15 protein-coding genes are annotated in these 16,125 nt (G+C 69.3%); 8 read left to right on the top strand and 7 right to left on the bottom strand.

Features of this window, described 5'->3' with window-relative positions:
• A partial coding sequence (locus tag Q7P21_RS12630; RefSeq protein ID WP_304177346.1) for an OPT family oligopeptide transporter occupies positions 1–1,982 on the top strand: 1,982 nt, incomplete at its 5' end.
• Here Q7P21_RS12630 and Q7P21_RS12625 read toward each other — a convergent pair.
• Together Q7P21_RS12625 and Q7P21_RS12620 are read right to left on the bottom strand one after the other, a co-directional pair.
• Positions 1,979–2,971, bottom strand: coding sequence for a YafY family protein (locus Q7P21_RS12625; protein WP_304177344.1), 993 nt, complete (start codon positions 2,969–2,971; stop codon positions 1,979–1,981). The genes Q7P21_RS12630 and Q7P21_RS12625 overlap by 4 nt on opposite strands.
• A gap of 49 nt (positions 2,972–3,020) precedes the next feature.
• A complete protein-coding gene (locus Q7P21_RS12620; RefSeq protein ID WP_304177343.1) occupies positions 3,021–3,563 on the bottom strand; it encodes an NADPH-dependent FMN reductase in 543 nt (180 codons plus the stop codon).
• Positions 3,564–3,720: 157 nt separating this feature from the next.
• On the opposite strand from Q7P21_RS12620, the gene Q7P21_RS12615 reads away from it, so the two are divergent.
• Positions 3,721–4,116, top strand: coding sequence for a hypothetical protein (locus Q7P21_RS12615; protein WP_304167280.1), 396 nt, complete (start codon positions 3,721–3,723; stop codon positions 4,114–4,116).
• A 101-nt stretch (positions 4,117–4,217) separates the two neighbouring features.
• Here the strand turns inward: Q7P21_RS12615 and Q7P21_RS12610 are convergent, their stop codons facing one another.
• Together Q7P21_RS12610 and Q7P21_RS12605 are read right to left on the bottom strand one after the other, a co-directional pair.
• Positions 4,218–6,668, bottom strand: coding sequence for a TonB-dependent receptor (locus tag Q7P21_RS12610; protein WP_304177341.1), 2,451 nt, complete (start codon positions 6,666–6,668; stop codon positions 4,218–4,220).
• Positions 6,669–6,837: 169 nt separating this feature from the next.
• A complete protein-coding gene (locus tag Q7P21_RS12605; RefSeq protein ID WP_304177340.1) occupies positions 6,838–8,040 on the bottom strand; it encodes an acyl-CoA dehydrogenase family protein in 1,203 nt (400 codons plus the stop codon).
• Between the two features lie 128 nt (positions 8,041–8,168).
• Here Q7P21_RS12605 and Q7P21_RS12600 point away from each other — a divergent pair, with 128 nt between their 5' ends.
• On the top strand, positions 8,169–8,945 hold the full coding sequence (locus tag Q7P21_RS12600) for a helix-turn-helix transcriptional regulator (protein WP_304167288.1): 777 nt from the start codon (positions 8,169–8,171) through the stop codon (positions 8,943–8,945).
• Here Q7P21_RS12600 and Q7P21_RS12595 read toward each other — a convergent pair whose 3' ends face one another.
• Positions 8,946–9,899, bottom strand: a complete 954-nt coding sequence (locus Q7P21_RS12595) for a nitronate monooxygenase family protein (RefSeq protein WP_304177339.1) — start codon at positions 9,897–9,899, stop codon at positions 8,946–8,948.
• A gap of 78 nt (positions 9,900–9,977) precedes the next feature.
• Positions 9,978–10,835 carry a DUF4198 domain-containing protein gene (locus Q7P21_RS12590; RefSeq protein ID WP_304177337.1) on the bottom strand — a complete coding sequence of 286 codons (858 nt, stop codon included), beginning with the start codon at positions 10,833–10,835 and terminating at the stop codon, positions 9,978–9,980.
• An 87-nt stretch (positions 10,836–10,922) separates the two neighbouring features.
• On the opposite strand from Q7P21_RS12590, the gene Q7P21_RS12585 reads away from it, so the two are divergent.
• Genes Q7P21_RS12585 through Q7P21_RS12575 form a run of 3 tightly spaced genes read left to right on the top strand, consistent with a single transcriptional unit; the run spans position 10,923 to position 14,028 of the window.
• Complete coding sequence (locus tag Q7P21_RS12585) at positions 10,923–12,359, top strand: DUF2271 domain-containing protein (protein WP_304177335.1); 1,437 nt, start codon at positions 10,923–10,925, stop codon at positions 12,357–12,359.
• Entirely contained in the window at positions 12,356–12,979 is a 624-nt protein-coding gene (locus Q7P21_RS12580) for a PepSY-associated TM helix domain-containing protein (protein WP_304177333.1), read from the top strand. The genes Q7P21_RS12585 and Q7P21_RS12580 overlap by 4 nt, the downstream gene beginning before the upstream one ends.
• A gap of 38 nt (positions 12,980–13,017) precedes the next feature.
• Positions 13,018–14,028 carry an adenosine deaminase gene (locus Q7P21_RS12575; RefSeq protein WP_304177331.1) on the top strand — a complete coding sequence of 337 codons (1,011 nt, stop codon included), beginning with the start codon at positions 13,018–13,020 and terminating at the stop codon, positions 14,026–14,028.
• On the opposite strand, the gene Q7P21_RS12570 is transcribed toward Q7P21_RS12575, so the two are convergent.
• The gene (locus Q7P21_RS12570) at positions 14,025–14,651 is read right to left on the bottom strand and encodes a TetR/AcrR family transcriptional regulator (RefSeq protein ID WP_304167304.1); all 627 of its coding nucleotides are present in this window, start codon (positions 14,649–14,651) and stop codon (positions 14,025–14,027) included. The two genes, Q7P21_RS12575 and Q7P21_RS12570, sit on opposite strands and share 4 nt — an antisense overlap.
• Before the next feature lie 90 nt (positions 14,652–14,741).
• Between Q7P21_RS12570 and Q7P21_RS12565 the strand changes: the two genes are divergently transcribed.
• Both Q7P21_RS12565 and Q7P21_RS12560 read left to right on the top strand, forming a co-directional pair.
• A complete protein-coding gene (locus tag Q7P21_RS12565; RefSeq protein WP_304167307.1) occupies positions 14,742–16,016 on the top strand; it encodes a cytochrome P450 in 1,275 nt (424 codons plus the stop codon).
• Between the two features lie 8 nt (positions 16,017–16,024).
• The coding region (locus Q7P21_RS12560) for a rubredoxin (RefSeq protein ID WP_304177348.1) at positions 16,025–16,125 on the top strand (101 nt) is incomplete at its 3' end.

The raw sequence follows: 16,125 nt of genomic DNA, 5'->3' as shown, positions 1-16,125 counted from the left end.
CATCCCGCGTCGAGCTCACCCTTCGGGGCGTGATCCTGGGGATTCTCATCACGCTGGTGTTCACGGCGGCCAATGTCTATCTGGGCCTCAAGGTCGGCCTGACCTTCGCCTCCTCGATCCCCGCCGCGGTCATTTCCATGGCCCTGCTGCGCGGCTTCAAGACCTCGACCATCTTCGAGAACAACATCGTCCAGACCGTCGCCTCGGCGGCCGGGGCCATGGCGTCGGTGATCTTCGTCCTGCCCGGCCTGGTGATGATCGGCTGGTGGACGGGCTTCCCGTTCTGGACCTCGTTCGGCATCTGCGCGGCCGGCGGGGTGCTGGGGGTGATGTACACCATCCCCCTGCGCCGGGCCCTGGTCACCCAATCCAGCCTGCCCTACCCCGAGGGGGTCGCCGCCGCCGAGGTGCTGAAGGTCGGCTCCGGCGCGCGCGGCCACGAGGGCGAGGCGGCGGCCGAGGGCCAGGCGGGCCTGGCCGCCATCACCATGGGCTCGATCGTCTCGGCCCTGTTCGCGGCGGGCGCGGCGGTGCGGGTCTTCGCCGGCGAGGTCGCGGTCTATTTCCGGGTCGGGACCGGCGGGGCGGCCACCGGCATCGGCGCCTCCATGTCGCTCGCCCTCCTGGGCGCCGGCCACCTGATGGGCATCTCGGTCGGCATCGCCATGCTGGCCGGCCTGGTGATCGCCTGGGGCGCGGCCGTGCCGATCCTCACCCACCTGGCCCCGGCCGTGGGTCCCGCCGCCGACATCGCCACGGGCGTCTGGTCGCATAAGGTCCGGTTCATCGGGGCCGGCGCCATCGCCGTCGCCTCCATCTGGACGCTCGGCAAGCTGATTGTGCCCGTGGGCCAGGGCCTGGCCTCGGCCATGGCCGCACAAAGCCGCCGCAGCGCCGGCGAGGCCGCCGACCTGCCCCTGGTCGAGCGTGACATGCCGATCTTCTGGGTGGGCGCCGTGTCCCTGGCCTGCCTGGTCCCCATCGCCCTGGTGGTGATGAAGTTCATCGGCGGCGGGCCTCTGGCCCCGCTGCTCGCCCCGCTCACCCTGGCCTCGCTGGCCTATATCGTGGTCGGCGGCTTCGCCGTGGCGGCGGTCTGCGGCTACATGGCCGGGCTGATCGGCTCGTCCAACAGCCCGGTGTCCGGCCTGGCGATCCTGGCCGTGCTGGGTTCGGCGCTCACCATCGCCGCCATCGCCAAGCCGCTGATCGGAGCCGGCGATCCCAAGCCCATGGTGGCCTTCGCCCTGCTGGTCACCGGCATATTGCTGGCCGTGGCGGTCAGCGCCAATGACAACCTGCAAGACCTCAAGACCGGCCAGCTGGTCGACGCCACCCCCTGGCGGCAACAGGTCGCCCTGGTGATCGGGGTAGTCGCCGGCTCGGCCGTCATCCCGCCGATTCTCGACCTGCTCAACCACGCCTATGGCTTCGCCGGCGCGACCCACGGCATCTCGGCCCATCCCCTGCCCGCGCCCCAGGCGACCCTGATCTCGACCATCGCCACCGGGGTGATCGGCGGCAAGCTGGATTGGGGCCTGCTCGGCGTCGGCGGCGTCCTGGGCGCCGTGCTGGTGGCCATCGACGAGACCCTGCGCGCGGTGACCCGCGATCGTCCCGGCGGTGCGCTCAGCCTGCCGCCGCTCGGCGTCGGCATCGCGATCTACCTGCCCTCCACCGTCACCTTCCCGGTGGTGATCGGCGCGGTCGCCGGCTGGATCTATGACAAGCTGGTCGAACGCTCGCCCCACGGCGGCGTCGCCAAGCGCCTGGGGGTGCTGATGGTCTCGGGCCTCATCGTCGGCGAGAGCCTGTTCAATGTCGCCCTGGCCGGGCTGATCGTGGTCACCAGCAACGGGACCCCGCTGGCCCTGGTCGGCGACGCCTTCCAGGACAAGGCCCTGTGGATCGCCGGCGCGGCCTTCCTGATCACGCCGCTGGGCCTCTATCTGTGGAGCTGGAGCCGGGCGAAGCGGGTCTAGCCGCTCCCCAAGGGGCCGTGCGCCTTCACAGCCACGGCCAGTTCCTCAGCCATCATGGTCTTCAGCCGCTCAGGCGCCAGGATCTCGACCTTGTCGCCCCAGGTGAACAGGTGCCAGGCCAGTTCCCGCATGCCGCCCGCCTGGAAGGTCGCCAGCACCGATCCGTCGGCCTGGCGCTCCAGGGTCTGGGTCGGGTGGAAGCGCCAGACCAGGGCTTCCTCCGCGCCGTGGGGCAGGATGCGTAGGCGCACCTCCTGCACCGCGTCCTGATAAATGCCGAAGCTGCGGGTGACGAAGGCCTGCAGGGTGAAGCCCGCTGGCCGGGCGCCCGGCGTCGGGCTGACCTTGATGTCGCGGATGCGGTCGAGGCGCCAGGTCCTGGGCTCGGTCGAGGGGCCCTCGGCGCCGACCAGATAATTGGCCCGCCCGAACAGCAGGCCGAAGGGGGTCACCTCCCGCTCCCGCCCCGGGGTCGAGCCGCCCTCATATTTGAAGCGCAGCCGGCGCAGCGACATGATCGCCTCGCGCACCGGCCCCAGCACCGTCTGGTCCTCGAAGGGGCGAGGGCCTGCCTGGAAGGACATGATCTCGGCCTCCAGCAGGGCCTCCATGTCGGGCGCCAGCTTGCGGCGCACCCCGGCCCGCACCGCCGACAGCACCTTCTGCTCCAGGCTGGTCAGGGCCGCCGCGCGGGTGGTGGCGCCGAGCGTGCGGAAATTCTCCGCCGCCGCGCGCAGGGCGGCGAACTCGTCGGCGGTCGGCGCCTGGAAAATGCCGTCCAGCCCGGCCGGAATCCGGAACCGCCGGGTCGGCGGATCATCGACCTCCTCCATCTGCGGGAAGGCCTCGCGGACCGCGTCGCGCATGCGCTCGGCCGTGCGTCGCCCAACCCCCAGGGCCCGGGCCATCTCGTCCAGGGTGAGGCCCTCGGCGGAAGAGGCCAGCAGGCGGGCCAGCTCCAATAGCCGTGTCGCCTTCTCGTGCCGCAAACGCCGATCTCCCCTGAAGGTCGCGAACTCTACCGGGCCGGGCCGCGCGCTACCAGCGGGCGCGGGGCTGGGCGGCGATGGCCGCGACCAGGCGTTCAAGCCCGCCCGCCAGGGCCGCCGACAGGTCGGGGTCCGCCGCGATCCCGGCGGCGTCGAGGCCGCGGCCGCGCAGGTTCAGGGTGACGAAGGCCGCCTCCACCAGCCGCGCCGACATGGTGGTCAGGATCTCGCGCAGCTGGGCGGGAGCATGGACCGAGGCCGGCGAGGTGTTGATGAGGATGGTCGGCGTGTCGGCGAACTCCAGGCTGGAGACCAGCCAGTCCAGCCCGTTCTTCAGCGCCCCGGGAAGCCCGTGGGCGTATTCCGGCGTGCTGAGGATCAGGCCGTCGCTCAGGCCGATCTCGCGGCGCAGGGCGAGGACGGGCTCCGGCGGGGCCTCGGTGTCGAGGTCCGGATTGAAGTGCGGCAGGTCGCCAAGCCCCGGATAGATCACGACCTCCACGCCGGCCGGCGCCAGCTGCGCGGCGGCGACCAGGGCCGAACCATTGGAGGAGACAGCCCTCAGGCTGCCGCAGAGGGCGAGCAGGCGCATGCAGTCTCCAGGCAACCCCAAGAGTCGTCACCCGTTGATAGGCCGAGTCGGTCCGGCCGCCTGGGCCTCGGAAAAAGAGAACATAGCAAAAACCTACGACCGTTTCTGACGCATCGACCCCCTAGGGTGATCCTTGCCGAAACGAAAGGAGCTGCTCATGCCCAACGTCGCTCACCTCCGCCCCGCCCGCGCCGCCCGCTCGGAACCGCTGTTCCTGTTCGATGCGCGCCGGCCCCAGACGGTCGCTGACGCGGGCATGATCGCCAAGGTCATCACCCATGCCGATCTCTGCACCCGCATGGCCGGCGGCCGCATGAAGCTGCGCCTCAGCCCCGACATGGTCGAGACCCTGATCGCTCAGGGCCGGCTGAGCCCGGGCGACCACCGCCTGTCCGACCTGACCGTGGTCTGGGATGAAGGCCAGGGCGAAGTGGTCTCGGTCCGCGACGACGCCCGGGTCCGTGACGCCGCCGCCCGCTGGGCCGAATGGGACAATCTGTGGGACGCCGAAAGCTACGCCGTCGAGGACGAACCCCGCTCGGTCGCCGCCTGAAAACAGAACGGCGCCCGGTCACCCGGACGCCGCCCCTCCCCGTGCATCAGGCGCCCCCGCCGTGGGGGAAGAAGCCACGGCGGCCGACAGCCTAATCAGATCTAGTATTTCACCGTGAAGGACGCGCCGAAGGTGCGGGTCTGGCCCGGGAAGCGGACCACGACGTTGGCGTTCGAGCTGACCGCCGACCAATAGTACTCGTCCGTCAGGTTGCGGCCCCAGAGCGCCGCCTCCCACTTGTCGTCCAGCGCGTGGATGCCGATGCTGGCGTTGAGCGTGCTGTAGTCCGGGATGCCGAACAGCGGATTGCCGTCCAGGTCGGCGTGCGACTTGGTCTGATGGTGGCCATTGATCGCCACCTGCAGGCCGAGCTTGTCGGTCAGGTCGTGATTGTAGAGCGCCGTCAGACTGCCCTGGAAGACCGGGCTGTAGAGGAAGGGCTTGCCGTCGAAGCTGGTGGTCTGCCCCGCCGCATTGATCCCCGTATAGCCCTTCACCTCGGTGTGCAGCCAGGTGCCCGACCCCATCAGGGTCAGGGAAGACGTGACGCGCCAGGTGACGTCGCCGTCGAGCCCATAGGCCTCCGACTTCGGCACATTGGCCAGGCGGGCCAGGGCCGTATAGATCGGGTCGGCGAAATAGACGCTGAGCTGCTTGTCCTTGTAATCATAGTAGAAAGCCGAGACGTTGGCCTGCACCCGGCGCTCGAACAGGGCCGCCTTGATCCCGGCCTCATAGGCCAGCAGCAGTTCCTGGCGGGCCGGGGCGTCCTGGGTGGAGATGTTGGCGGCGTTGATCGGTGTCGCGCCGGCCTTGGCCCCGCGCGACACCGCCCCGTACAGCAGCACATTGTCCGTGGGCTTCCAGTCCAGCGACACCCGCCAGGCCACATTGTCCTCGTCGAGCTTGGAGGTGACGATGCCGAAGCTGTGGGTCGTGGGGTTGAAGGTGTTGCACTGGCCCTGGGTGATCGGCGCCACCAGGCCGTTGGCCCCGAAGAACAGGGCGCGGTTGGTGACGTTCACATTGGGCAGCATGTTGCCGTTGAAGTCGCGGCTGCAGCCGGCGAAGTCCTGCTTGTCCTGGGTGTAGCGGATGCCCGCAGTCAGCTTCAGGGCCTCGGTCAGCCGGTAGTCGCCATTGGCGAAGACGCTTTCCGTGGTGGTCTTGATATTGCCGACGTCACGATAGGTGCGGAACGCCTGGCTGGCCTGCAGCGGGGTGTAGCCGCCCGCGTTGAACGGCGTGCCCAGCAGGGTCAGGGTGTAGTAGCGGATGAACGGCACATTGGCGTTCTGGCCGAGCAGGGTGCGGTTGGAATCGAGGATGGTGTCCTTGCCGTAATAGGCGCCGACCAGCCAGTTGGCCTTGTCGGTGTGGCCCTCGGCATGCAGTTCCTCGGCGATGGATTCGATGTCGCCTTCGGCGTGCTGGACCAGGATCTCGTAGGGCGCGCCCGACCAGTCGAACACCGCATCGCGCTTCAGCTTGTTGTAGCTGGTCAGGGAGACGATCTTCACGTCGTCGCTCAGGTCATAGCCGACCCGCAGCTTGACCGCGTTGAAGGTGTTGTTCTCGCGCAGCGGTCCGCCGATGCCCAGGCCGGTGCCGACGTCCGTGGCGCGGGTGGAATAGGGCGCCCAGTCGGCCTGGTCGCCCGAGGTGGGAACATGGGTGGCGATATAGCTCGCCAGGCCCGGAGCGTTGAACAGGCTGGTGGTCTTGCCCAGCGCCGGGTCGGTCGAGGGCGTGAAGCCGATGCCCTGGGCCGCCACGGTGTCCGACTGGTTCTTCCAGGCGGTGTAGCTGAGGTCGATGGCCAGGGCGTCGGTGGGCTGGAAAGCCAGGGCCCCGCGCACCCCGTAGCGGTGGACCTCGCCCAGCTTCTCGCCGCGGCTGTTGGACTTCTGCCAGCCCTCATCGCTGTCGTCGGTGCGGAAAGCCAGGCGGCCCTGCACCTTGTCGCCCAGCGGGCCGGAGATCATGCCCTCGAAATTGTGGGTCTTATAGTTGCCGACCTCGGCGGAGACCTGGGCGTGGAAGTCATTGGTCGGCTTGTTGGTGACGAAGTCGATCAGGCCGGCCGTGGTGTTGCGGCCATAGAGCGTGCCCTGGGGCCCCTTCAGCACTTCCACCCGCGCCAGGTCCATGACCGGCCCGGTGTTCATCATCGGATAGGCGTAGGCGACCTCGTCGACATAGGTGCCGACCGTCGAGGTGGCCGACATGTTGATGGTGTTGAAGCCGATCCCGCGCAGGGTGTAGGTCGGCACGCCCTGATAGCTTTGCGACACCGAGAAGCTCGGCACGACGCTGGCCAGGTCCTTCACATTGGTGACGTGCAGCTTTTCCAGCTGGTCGCCGCGGAACGCCTGGATGGCCATGCCGACGCTGTTGGCGGTCTCTTCGCGGCGTTGGGCCGTGACCACGATGGCGTCGACCGTGGTGGTCTGGTCGGCCTCGGCGGCGGCAAAGGCGGGCGCGAAGCTCATCAGCGCGCCGGCGGACACGCCAAGCGCCAGCATGGCGCGCAAGGTCTTGGTCTCAATCATAGGTCTCTACTCCCCAATAGCCCGGCTCGCCTGCGAGGGCGCCCGTGGTCTGTCGAAGGGGAAGCTCCCCAAACCGGGGGTCCGGAACAAGCTATCGAAGCTGATAGGTTCGGGGCGAAACCCCAGCCCCTGTGCTCTGGGCGCGACAGGTCCCGCTACGGCAAGGGTTTCAGAGGCCCAGCACCAGCCGGGCCATGATGTCCCGCTGGATCTCGTTCGAGCCGCCATAGATCGAGGCGGCGCGGTTGTTCATGTAGCGCGCCATGCTGGTCAGGCCGTGCTCCGGGCCGATGAAGGACGTGTTGGCGCCCGGCGCGCGGGCCTCCAGCTGCTCGACTGCGGCATAGTGGGCCAGGCCCTCGATGGCGATCTCGTCCAGCCGCTGCATGGCCTCGGTGCCCTGGGTCTTCAGCATCGACGAAGCCGGTCCCGGATTGTTGCCCGAGGCCAGCGCCGCCAGCACCCGGTGCTCGGTCATCTCGATGGCGTCCAGCGCCACCCCCGCCGCCGCCAGTTTGGCGCGGAAGGCCGCGTCCTGGATCAACGCCCCGCCGCCGTCGCCGGCCTCTTCCCGCGCGAGCGTCTTCAGCCGCTCATAGGAAACCTTCAGCCCCGCCGAAGATCCGCCGCCGCGCTCGAACTCGAGCAGATACTTGGCCACCGTCCAGCCGGCGTTCTCCGCCCCGATCCGACCGGAGACCGGAACCCGGACATTGTCGAAGAATACCTGGTTCACCTCGTGCTCGCCGGCCAGGGTGACGATCGGCTTCACGCTGATCCCGGGCGTGTCCATCTCCAGCAGCAGGAAGGTGATTCCCGCCTGGGGCTTGCCCTCCGTCAGGGTCCGGACGAGGCAGAACATCCGGTTTGCCCAGTGGGCGTGGGTCGTCCAGATCTTCGAGCCGTCGAGCACGTAACAGTCGCCGTCCAGCCGGGCCCGCAGCTGCAGGGCGGCGAGGTCGGAGCCGGCGCCCGGCTCGGAATAACCCTGGCACCAATAGTCCTCGCCGGCCAGCATGCGCGGCAGGTAGTAGGCCTTCTGCTCATCGGTGCCGTAGCCCATGATCACCGGCCCGACCATCTTCAGCCCCATGGGGGACAGGCTGGGCGCGCCGGCCCGGGCGCATTCGGCGGCGAAGATGTGGCGCTGCATCTCGTTCCAGCCGGGGCCGCCATACTGCACCGGCCAGGCCGGGGCGACCCAGCCGCGCTGGTGCAGGATCTTTTGCCAGGCCAGGCTGTAGGTCTTGTCCATGAACACGCTGGTGGCGCGGCGTCCCGCCTGGCGCAGCTCGGGCGTCAGCGCGCCGTCCAGAAAGGCGCGGACCTCGTCGCGGAAGGCCAGATCTTGCGGCGAAAGGTCGAGATTCATGGCGCACTTCCCCTGGGGCGCCGTTTCCCGACGCCGCTTATCGGTCTAGCCATCACCAAGACCGGCCGGCAATCAAGCTATCGGGAGTGATAGCTTGGCTTTTCCGCCTCGCCGTGAGGGAGCCCGACATGCCGCCGCCCGAGGAAAGACTGGCGGACCTGACCCTCGCCGACCAGCTGGCCCGGGCAGTCGCCGAGCTGGGTCGTGAGATCGACCTGCCCTTCGTGGCCGCCAGCGCCGATATCTCCAGCCCCGACCCCATGCTGGGCGCCGATGGCCTGCCCCTGGCCGAGAGCGTGTTCCGCTGGGTCGATCCGGACCTCGCCTATTGGCGCGACCGGGGCTTCGCCCTGCGCGCGCCCTTCGTGCTGGCCGCCCGCTACATGGCCGAGCCGTTCTATTTCCACCAGGGTCGCTTCGCCACCTGGCGGCCGACGCCGCGCCTGGACTCCATCGCCGTCGACCAGTCGGCCAAGGACCACGGGGTGGCGGGCGCCATCATCGCCCCGGCCTATCTGCCCGGCGGGGTGATCGGAACCGTGGTCTGGGCGACCCCCGACCCCTCCGTCGACGTGGCCGCCCTCTTCGACGCCCAGGCCGCGCGCCTGCACGCCGCAGCCCTGAAGCTGATGGCGACCTATCACGAGGCCCGGGGCGCCCTGCCCGCCGCAGCCGCCGCCCGCCTGACCCGCCGCGAGATCCAGTGCCTGAAGTGGGCTGCGGCCGGCAAGACCGACGCGGTGATCGCCGAGCTGATCCAGATCGCCGCCCCCACCGTGCGGTTTCACCTAAAGAACGCCGCCCAGAAGCTGCACGTCGTCGGCCGCTCCCAGGCCGTGCGCGAGGCCGCCGCCCTGGGCTATGTCGGCGGCGGGCTCAATCCCGCCCGCCGACCCGCGCCCTGATCAGCCCGAGACCCGGGCGTACTTGTCCGCCATCCGCGCCATGACCTCGTCGAACTCGGCGACGATCTCGCCGATGATCTGGGCCACCGGCTTCACGGCGTCGATCCGCCCGGCGACCTGGCCCGACAGGGCGATCGAGGCCTCCATGTCGCCGCCGAAATAGAGCGCCTGGGAATTGCGGAACTCGGGCGCGACGCCGTTCTCGCCGGGCTCGCGCTCCAGCAGGCTGGTCTTTTCGGTGCGCAACGCCCGGCAGGCGGGCCCCGGGCCGAAGCGGTTCAGGAACACCGTGTCGGTCTCCTTGGCCGCGACGATGGCGTCCTTCCAGTTCTGGTGCACCGGGCTCTCGGCGGCCGAGACCATGCGGGTGCCCATCTGGACGCCCTCGGCCCCCAGCGCGAAGGCCGCGGCCATGGTGCGGCCGTCGACCATGCCGCCGGCGGCGATGATCGGCACGTCGAACTTCGAGCAGACCAGGGGCAGCAGCACCATGGACGACACGTCGCGAGAATTCTTGAACCCGCCGCCCTCAGCGCCCTCGACCACCAGGCCGTCGACCCCGGCCTCGATCGCCTTGGCCGCCGCCGCCAGGGACGGCACCACGTGGAACACGGTCAGGCCGGCTTCCTTCAGCGCGCTGCAATAGCGGTTGGGATCGCCGGCCGAGGTGGTGACGAACTTCACCCCCTGGTCGACCACGAAGGAGACGATGTCGGCGTCGCGGACATAGGCCTGGGCGATGTTCACCCCGAACGGCTTGTCGGTCAGCTGGCGCATCTTCTTGACCTCCTCGCGCACAGCCGGGAGGTCGCCGGACGAGGTCTCGATGATCCCCAGGCCACCGGCGTTCGACACCGCCGAGGCCAGGGCCGAGCGGGCGATCCAGCCCATGGGGGCCTGGACGATCGGATATTCGACGCCCAGCAGTTCGGTGATGCGGGTCTTGATCTTCATGACGGGGCGTCCTCCCAAACGTGTGTTTGAATGAGCCCATTAGCCAGGGTCGCGGGGGCGCGCGTCAAGCCGCCGCCTTCAGCGCGACACCTCGAAGGTCAGGGTGGCGGTCATGGATTTGGCCACCGGCGCCGCGCCCTCGACCCGGGGCGGATACTGGGCCTGGATCACATAGACTCCGGGCTGGTCGAAGGTGACGGCCTCGCCGGCCCCGCCCTTCGTGGTTCCGGACCAGGTGAAATGCTGGGCGGCATAGGCGTCATTGGCCCGCACAATGGATAGCGTCGCGCCGACCGCAGGCTGGCCATCAACCAGCACCTGGAACCTGAAGGCGTCACCGGCATAGAGGTCGTTGGGATGGCTGAGCGGCGCGATCTCCAGCCCCTGGCCCACGGGCTTGGGAAAGGCCTTTGGCGCGCCACGGGTGACATAGAGGTCGGCGCGCTGGGTGCTGATCGACTGCAGCGTCTCTGCGCCCGCCGGCACGGCGGCCTCGTCGATCGGACCCTCGGCGCGCGGCGCTTCGCCAGGCGCCGGGCTCGGACGCGGCGGACCACCCGCCCCGCGCACCATGCGCCAGACCCCGTCGATCCTGGCCCATTTCGCGGAGCGGCCGTCGCGCTCGCCGCTCGAGATCCGATAGGTCCCCTCGCTCGCCAGCGGCGCCTCGACGATCGCCATTTCCTTCAGCACGGTGACCGAGGTGATCTTGGCCGCGACGCCATCAGGGCCGGTGACCATGAAGTCGCCTGCGCCACGGATCGGAAAGTCCGGCACGAACATGTGCGCCTCCTCCGACATGGCCGCCTGAACCGTCACCATGTCCCGGTGCGGGGCGAAGGTCAGGGGCGCGAGATAGGCCATGTGGCCCGCGCTGGCGGCAGGCGCCAAAGCCAGGACGGCCAGGCCCGCCGTGAAACCGATCAGACGCCGCATGTGCGCACTCCCACGAGAACAGATCGCCTTGCTAATGCGAGCTATTATCATTAGCAAGAGCGACCCGCTTCCAGTTCCGGACCTTTCATGCCGACCCCCGTCCTGCTCTCCGCCCTGATGACTGCATCCGCCGCCGTCACGCCGCTGCCGGCCGAGCCCGAGACCTTCCGCTTCCATGCCGACCATGTGCTGGGGACCTCTTTGGACATGGCGGTCGCGGGCGCCAGTCCGGCCGAGGCCCAGTTCGCCTTCGCCGCCGCCCAGGCTGAGATCGCCCGCCTGGACCGGGTGCTGTCCGGCTGGCGCGACGACAGCGAGATTGCCGCCCTCAACGCCTCGGAGGGCGCCGTCGTGTCGAGCGACCTGTTCGCGGTGATCGGCGCCTGCGAGACCTGGCGGGTGCGCTCCGACGGCGCCTTCTCCGCCCGGCTCGGCCTGGTGGAGGCGGCCTGGTCCGACGCCGGCCGGCGGCCCGAAGCCCAGGCGCTCTGCGACAAGGCCGAGGCCGCCCGCACGCCCCTGACCCTCGACCCCGCCCGCCGGTTCGTAAGCCGCCCGGACGGTGTCCGCTTCGCCCCCGATGGCCTGGCCAAGGGCTACATCCTCGACGCCGCTCTGGCCGCCGCCCGCCGGGCCGCGCCCTGCGCGCAGGGGATGTTGATCGACATCGGCGGCGACCTGGTCTGCGCCGGCGCGCGCGACTGGACGGTCGGGGTCGCCGATCCCGCCCGGCTGCAGGACAACGCCGCGCCGCTCGCCACCCTGCGCCTGGCCAACCGCGCCCTGGCCGTCAGCGGTCCCGGCCCCCGCGACCGCCAGGTCGAGGGCCAGGCCATCTCCCACCTGCTGAACCCCGCCACCGGCCAGCCCGCACCGCGCGCCCAGGCCGCCGTGATCGCCCCCCGCGCCATCGACGCCGACGCTCTGGCCACCGCCCTGGCCGTCCTGCCGCCCGCCGAGGGCCTCAGACTGGCCGCCCGCGTCCCCGGCGCCGAGGCCCTGATCCTGGCCGCCGACGGGACCGCCCACCAGACCGCCGGCTGGGCGGCACTGACCTGCCAGGCCGCCACGCCCCTGCCCGCAGCCTTCCAGCTGGAGGTCGGCTTCGACCTGCCCAAGGTCGCGGCCTCCAACTACAAGAAGCCCTATCTGGTGGTCTGGGTGACCGACGCCGACAAGGCCCCGGTCAAGACCCTGCTGATCCTCGGCGCCAAGGCCGAGTACCATGAGGACAACTATGTCTGGTGGCGGCGCTATGGCCGCAAGCAGCCGGGCCTGCTCGACGCCGTGGCCCGGCCGACCCGCGCGCCCGGCCACTACGCCGTGGGCTGGGACGGGACCGACGACAAGGGCGCCCGTGTCCCCCAGGGCCGCTACATCGTCCATATCGAGGCGACCCGCGAGCACGGCGGCCACAGCTACGAGACCTTCGAGGTCGATCTGGGCGCCAAGCCGCTGCAGACCAGCGCCCCGGCCAAGGACGAACTGGGCGCCGTGGCCGTGCGCTACGGGACGCTGAAATGAAGGCCGATGCGAAGCCGCGCGCGAACCTGAAGATCGAGATCTACCGCCAGTCGCGGCTATGGCATGGCTACCTCTCGGCCTTCGCTTTCCTCGCGCTGATCTTCTTCGCCGGCACTGGCCTGATCCTGAACCATCCGGAGTGGTTCTCCATCCGGCCCGACCCGCATCCGGTCGAGCGGACCGTGACCCTCACCCCGGCCGAGCTCGCCGCCGCCAAGTCCGCGCCCGATCCGTCACGCGCCCTGACCAAGGTCCTGGCCGCCAAGCTGAAGCTGCGCGGCGCCTATCAGTCCGGCGAGATCCTGGACGACGAGGCCCAGGTCCGGCTGGAGGGCGTCACCGGCTCCAGCGACATCCTGGTCGACCTCAGGACCGGCACGGCCGAGGTCACCGTGGCCCGCACCGACCTGGTCACCACCCTCAACGAACTGCATCGCGGCAAGAACGCCGGCGCGGTCTGGAAGGCGGTGATCGATGTCTCGGCCGGCCTGGTCCTGGCCCTGTCGCTGATCGGCTATGTGCTGTTCTTCTCCCTGCGCTTCCGCCTGCGCACCAGCCTGATCCTGACGGCCGCCAGCCTCGCGGTTCTGTTCGGCGTCTTCTGGCTGTTCGTCCCCTAGGCCGCTAGGATCGGCGCTCTTCCGATCCGGAGCGCACCATGTCCCTCGCCGACTTCATCCGGGGCCTGCCCAAGGCCGAGCTGCACATGCATATCGAGGGCAGCCTGGAGCCCGAGCTGATGTTCGCTCTGGCGGCGCGCAACCGGATCGACCTGCCGTTCAGGTCGGTGGACGAGGTCCGCGCGGCCTATGCCTTTTCCAACCTCCAGGACTTCCTCGACATCTACTACCAGGGCGCCCAGGTCCTGCGGACGGAAGCGGATTTCCAGGACCTGGCCATGGCCTATTTCCGCCGGCTCGCCGCCGACGGCGGAACCCATGCGGAGATGTTCTTCGACCCCCAGACCCACACCGATCGCGGCCTGCCTTTCTCCATCGCCATCGACGGGCTCCTGGCCGGCATGGCCCAGGCCGAGCAGGAGCTGGGCGTCACCTCCAAGCTGATCCTCTGCTTCCTGCGCCACCTGGACGAGGACGCCGCCTTCGCCACCCTGAAGGCCGCCGAGCCCTGGCTGGACCGCATCGCCGGGGTCGGCCTGGATTCCTCCGAGGTCGGCCATCCGCCATCCAAGTTCGCGCGGGTGTTCGCGGCCTGCCGCGCCGCCGGTCTGAAGCTGGTCGCCCATGCCGGCGAGGAGGGCCCGCCGGACTATGTGTGGGAGGCGCTGGACCTCTTGAAGGTCGACCGCATCGACCATGGCAACCGTTCGCTGGAAGACGCCCGCCTGACCGCCCGCCTGGTCGCCGAGGGCATGACCCTCACTGTCTGCCCGCTGTCCAACCTCAAGCTCTGCGTGGTCGACGACCTCGCAGGCCATCCCCTGAAGCGCATGCTGGACCTGGGGCTGAAGGCCACGGTCAATTCCGACGACCCGGCCTATTTCGGCGGCTACCTTCTCGACAACTATCTGCGCACCGCCGAGGCCGTGAACCTCACCCGCGCCGAACTCGTCACCCTGGCGAAGAACAGTTTCTCGGGGTCGTTCCTGGATGAGGCGGAGAAAGCGGCGCGGATCGCCCAGATCGACGCCTATGTGGCCGCGAACTAGGCGGCGAAGCTCAACCTCAGGGTCGCCAGGCTGGTCTCGCGGATCGGCGTCAGGTCCATCATCGGGTCCAGCAGCAGCTGCATCGACAGGCCGAACAGCAGCGCCCCCGTCATCAGGGCCGCAGCGTCGGCGTCCATGCCGGCCCGCACCGAGCCCTCGGCCTGGCCCTTGAGGAACAGGGCCTCCAGGTTCTTCTCCACCCCCTTGTGGGCCTCGGCGAAGGGCGCGCGCAGCTCCGAGACATCGGCCACGGCCGAGGCCAGCAGCACGAAATAGGCGCGCAGCTCCCCATCGCGGTCCAGCGCCGACAGGAACACCTCGACATAGGTCAGCACCGCCTCGAGCCCCGGCAGGGTCTCGATCTGGCGCTCAAGCAGCAGGGCGCCCAGCCGGCCCTGCAGCTGGGCGATCATCGCCTCGATCAGCCCCTGCTTGGACCCGAACCTCTGGGTCACCAGGCCCCGGCTATAGCCGGCCCGCGCCCCGATATTCTCGAAGGTCGCCGCCCCCATGCCGCGCTCGACCACCAGTTCGGCGGCGGCCGCCAGCAGTCGGCGCTCGGACTCGTCGCGACGCTCGGCCTGGCTGCGGCGGACTTTCGAAGGCGCTTCCGTAAGGGACATGTTGCAAAGCCTATTTACTTGTTGGACAACTAGCAAGTGGACGCCGCGCAGACGCAACGACACCCCAGGGAAGCACGCCAGGAACCGCCCATGACCATTTCGTCCGATATCGCCAACACTATCGTGGACCCCCGCGCCTATGCCGATGGCGACCGGGTCGACCAGGCCTTCGCCCAGCTGCGCAAGGACCAGCCCCTGGACGTGGCCCAGCCCGAGGGCTTCGATCCCTTCTGGGTGGTGACCCGTCATGCCGACATCCTCGAGGTCGAGAAGCAGAACGAGCTGTTCCACAACGGCGACCGCTCGACCGTGCTCACCACCATCGACGCCGACAAGAAGGTCCGCGAGATGATGGGCGGCTCGCCCCACCTGGTCCGCTCCCTGGTCCAGATGGATAACCCCGACCACATGGCCTATCGCCGCCTGACCCAGGGCTCCTTCGTGCCGCAGAACCTACGCGTGCTGGAGACCCGGATTCGCGAGATCGCCAAGGGCTTCATCGACCGGATGGTTGAGAAGGGCGACCGCTGCGACTTCGCCCGCGATGTCGCCTTCCTCTTCCCGCTGCATGTGATCATGGAGGTGATCGGGGTGCCGGAGGCCGACGAGCCCCGCATGCTGAAACTGACGCAAGAGCTGTTCGGCAGCGCCGACCCGGAGCTGAACCGCACAGGGTCGGACATCCAGGACACCAATACCGGCGTCGACACCATCCAGTCGGTGGTGATGGACTTCATGCTGTACTTCAACGCCATGACCGAGGATCGCCGGGCCAATCCGCGCCAGGACCTGGCCAGCGTCATCGCCAATGGCCAGGTCAACGGCCAGCCGCTCGGTCACCTGGAGGCGATGAGTTATTACATCATCGCCGCCACCGCCGGCCACGACACCACCTCCTCGACCACCGCCGGCGCCCTGTGGGCCATGGCCGAGAACCCCGCCCAGTTCGCAAAGGTCGCCGCCGACCAGAGCCTGATCCCCGGCCTGATCGAGGAATCGATCCGCTGGGTCACGCCGGTGAAGCACTTCATGCGCACCGCCACGGCCGACGCCGAGCTGGCCGGCAAGCAGATCGCCAAGGGCGACTGGCTGTTCCTGTCCTATCCGTCCGGCAACCGAGACGAGGCGGTGTTCGACAAGCCCTTCGAGTTCCAGGTCGACCGCACGCCCAACAAGCACGTGGCCTTCGGCTACGGCGCCCACGTCTGCCTGGGCCAGCACCTGGCGCGGATGGAGATGCGCATCCTCTGGGAGGAATTCTTCAAGCGCGTCGCCAGCGTCGAGCTGGACGGCACGCCCAAGCGCATGGCCGCCAGCTTCGTCTGCGGACCCAAGTCCGTGCCGATCCGCTTCAAGCTGCACTGAGGCGGGTCATGGCCGATCAGCCCTACAAGACCTGGCAGTGCCGCACCTGCGGCTACATCTATGACGAGGAAGCCGGCGATCCGGGCGAGGGCCTCGCGCCCGGAACCCG

Source organism: Phenylobacterium aquaticum (genome assembly GCF_947378715.1).
Classification (GTDB): domain Bacteria; phylum Pseudomonadota; class Alphaproteobacteria; order Caulobacterales; family Caulobacteraceae; genus Phenylobacterium; species Phenylobacterium aquaticum_A.
Note: the sequence above shows the minus strand (reverse complement) of the source record. Positions and strands in the feature narration are given on the sequence as shown.

Bases quoted from the DNA above. Each gene is read 5' to 3' on its own strand.
- Q7P21_RS12620 (WP_304177343.1), bottom strand. From the start codon at position 3,563: ATGCGCCTGCTCGCCCTCTGCGGCAGCCTGAGGGCTGTCTCCTCCAAT.
- Q7P21_RS12615 (WP_304167280.1), top strand. From the start codon at position 3,721: ATGCCCAACGTCGCTCACCTCCGCCCCGCCCGCGCCGCCCGCTCGGAA.
- Q7P21_RS12610 (WP_304177341.1), bottom strand. From the start codon at position 6,668: ATGATTGAGACCAAGACCTTGCGCGCCATGCTGGCGCTTGGCGTGTCC.
- Q7P21_RS12605 (WP_304177340.1), bottom strand. From the start codon at position 8,040: ATGAATCTCGACCTTTCGCCGCAAGATCTGGCCTTCCGCGACGAGGTC.
- Q7P21_RS12600 (WP_304167288.1), top strand. From the start codon at position 8,169: ATGCCGCCGCCCGAGGAAAGACTGGCGGACCTGACCCTCGCCGACCAG.
- Q7P21_RS12595 (WP_304177339.1), bottom strand. From the start codon at position 9,899: ATGAAGATCAAGACCCGCATCACCGAACTGCTGGGCGTCGAATATCCG.
- Q7P21_RS12590 (WP_304177337.1), bottom strand. From the start codon at position 10,835: ATGCGGCGTCTGATCGGTTTCACGGCGGGCCTGGCCGTCCTGGCTTTG.
- Q7P21_RS12585 (WP_304177335.1), top strand. From the start codon at position 10,923: ATGCCGACCCCCGTCCTGCTCTCCGCCCTGATGACTGCATCCGCCGCC.
- Q7P21_RS12580 (WP_304177333.1), top strand. From the start codon at position 12,356: ATGAAGGCCGATGCGAAGCCGCGCGCGAACCTGAAGATCGAGATCTAC.
- Q7P21_RS12575 (WP_304177331.1), top strand. From the start codon at position 13,018: ATGTCCCTCGCCGACTTCATCCGGGGCCTGCCCAAGGCCGAGCTGCAC.
- Q7P21_RS12570 (WP_304167304.1), bottom strand. From the start codon at position 14,651: ATGTCCCTTACGGAAGCGCCTTCGAAAGTCCGCCGCAGCCAGGCCGAG.
- Q7P21_RS12565 (WP_304167307.1), top strand. From the start codon at position 14,742: ATGACCATTTCGTCCGATATCGCCAACACTATCGTGGACCCCCGCGCC.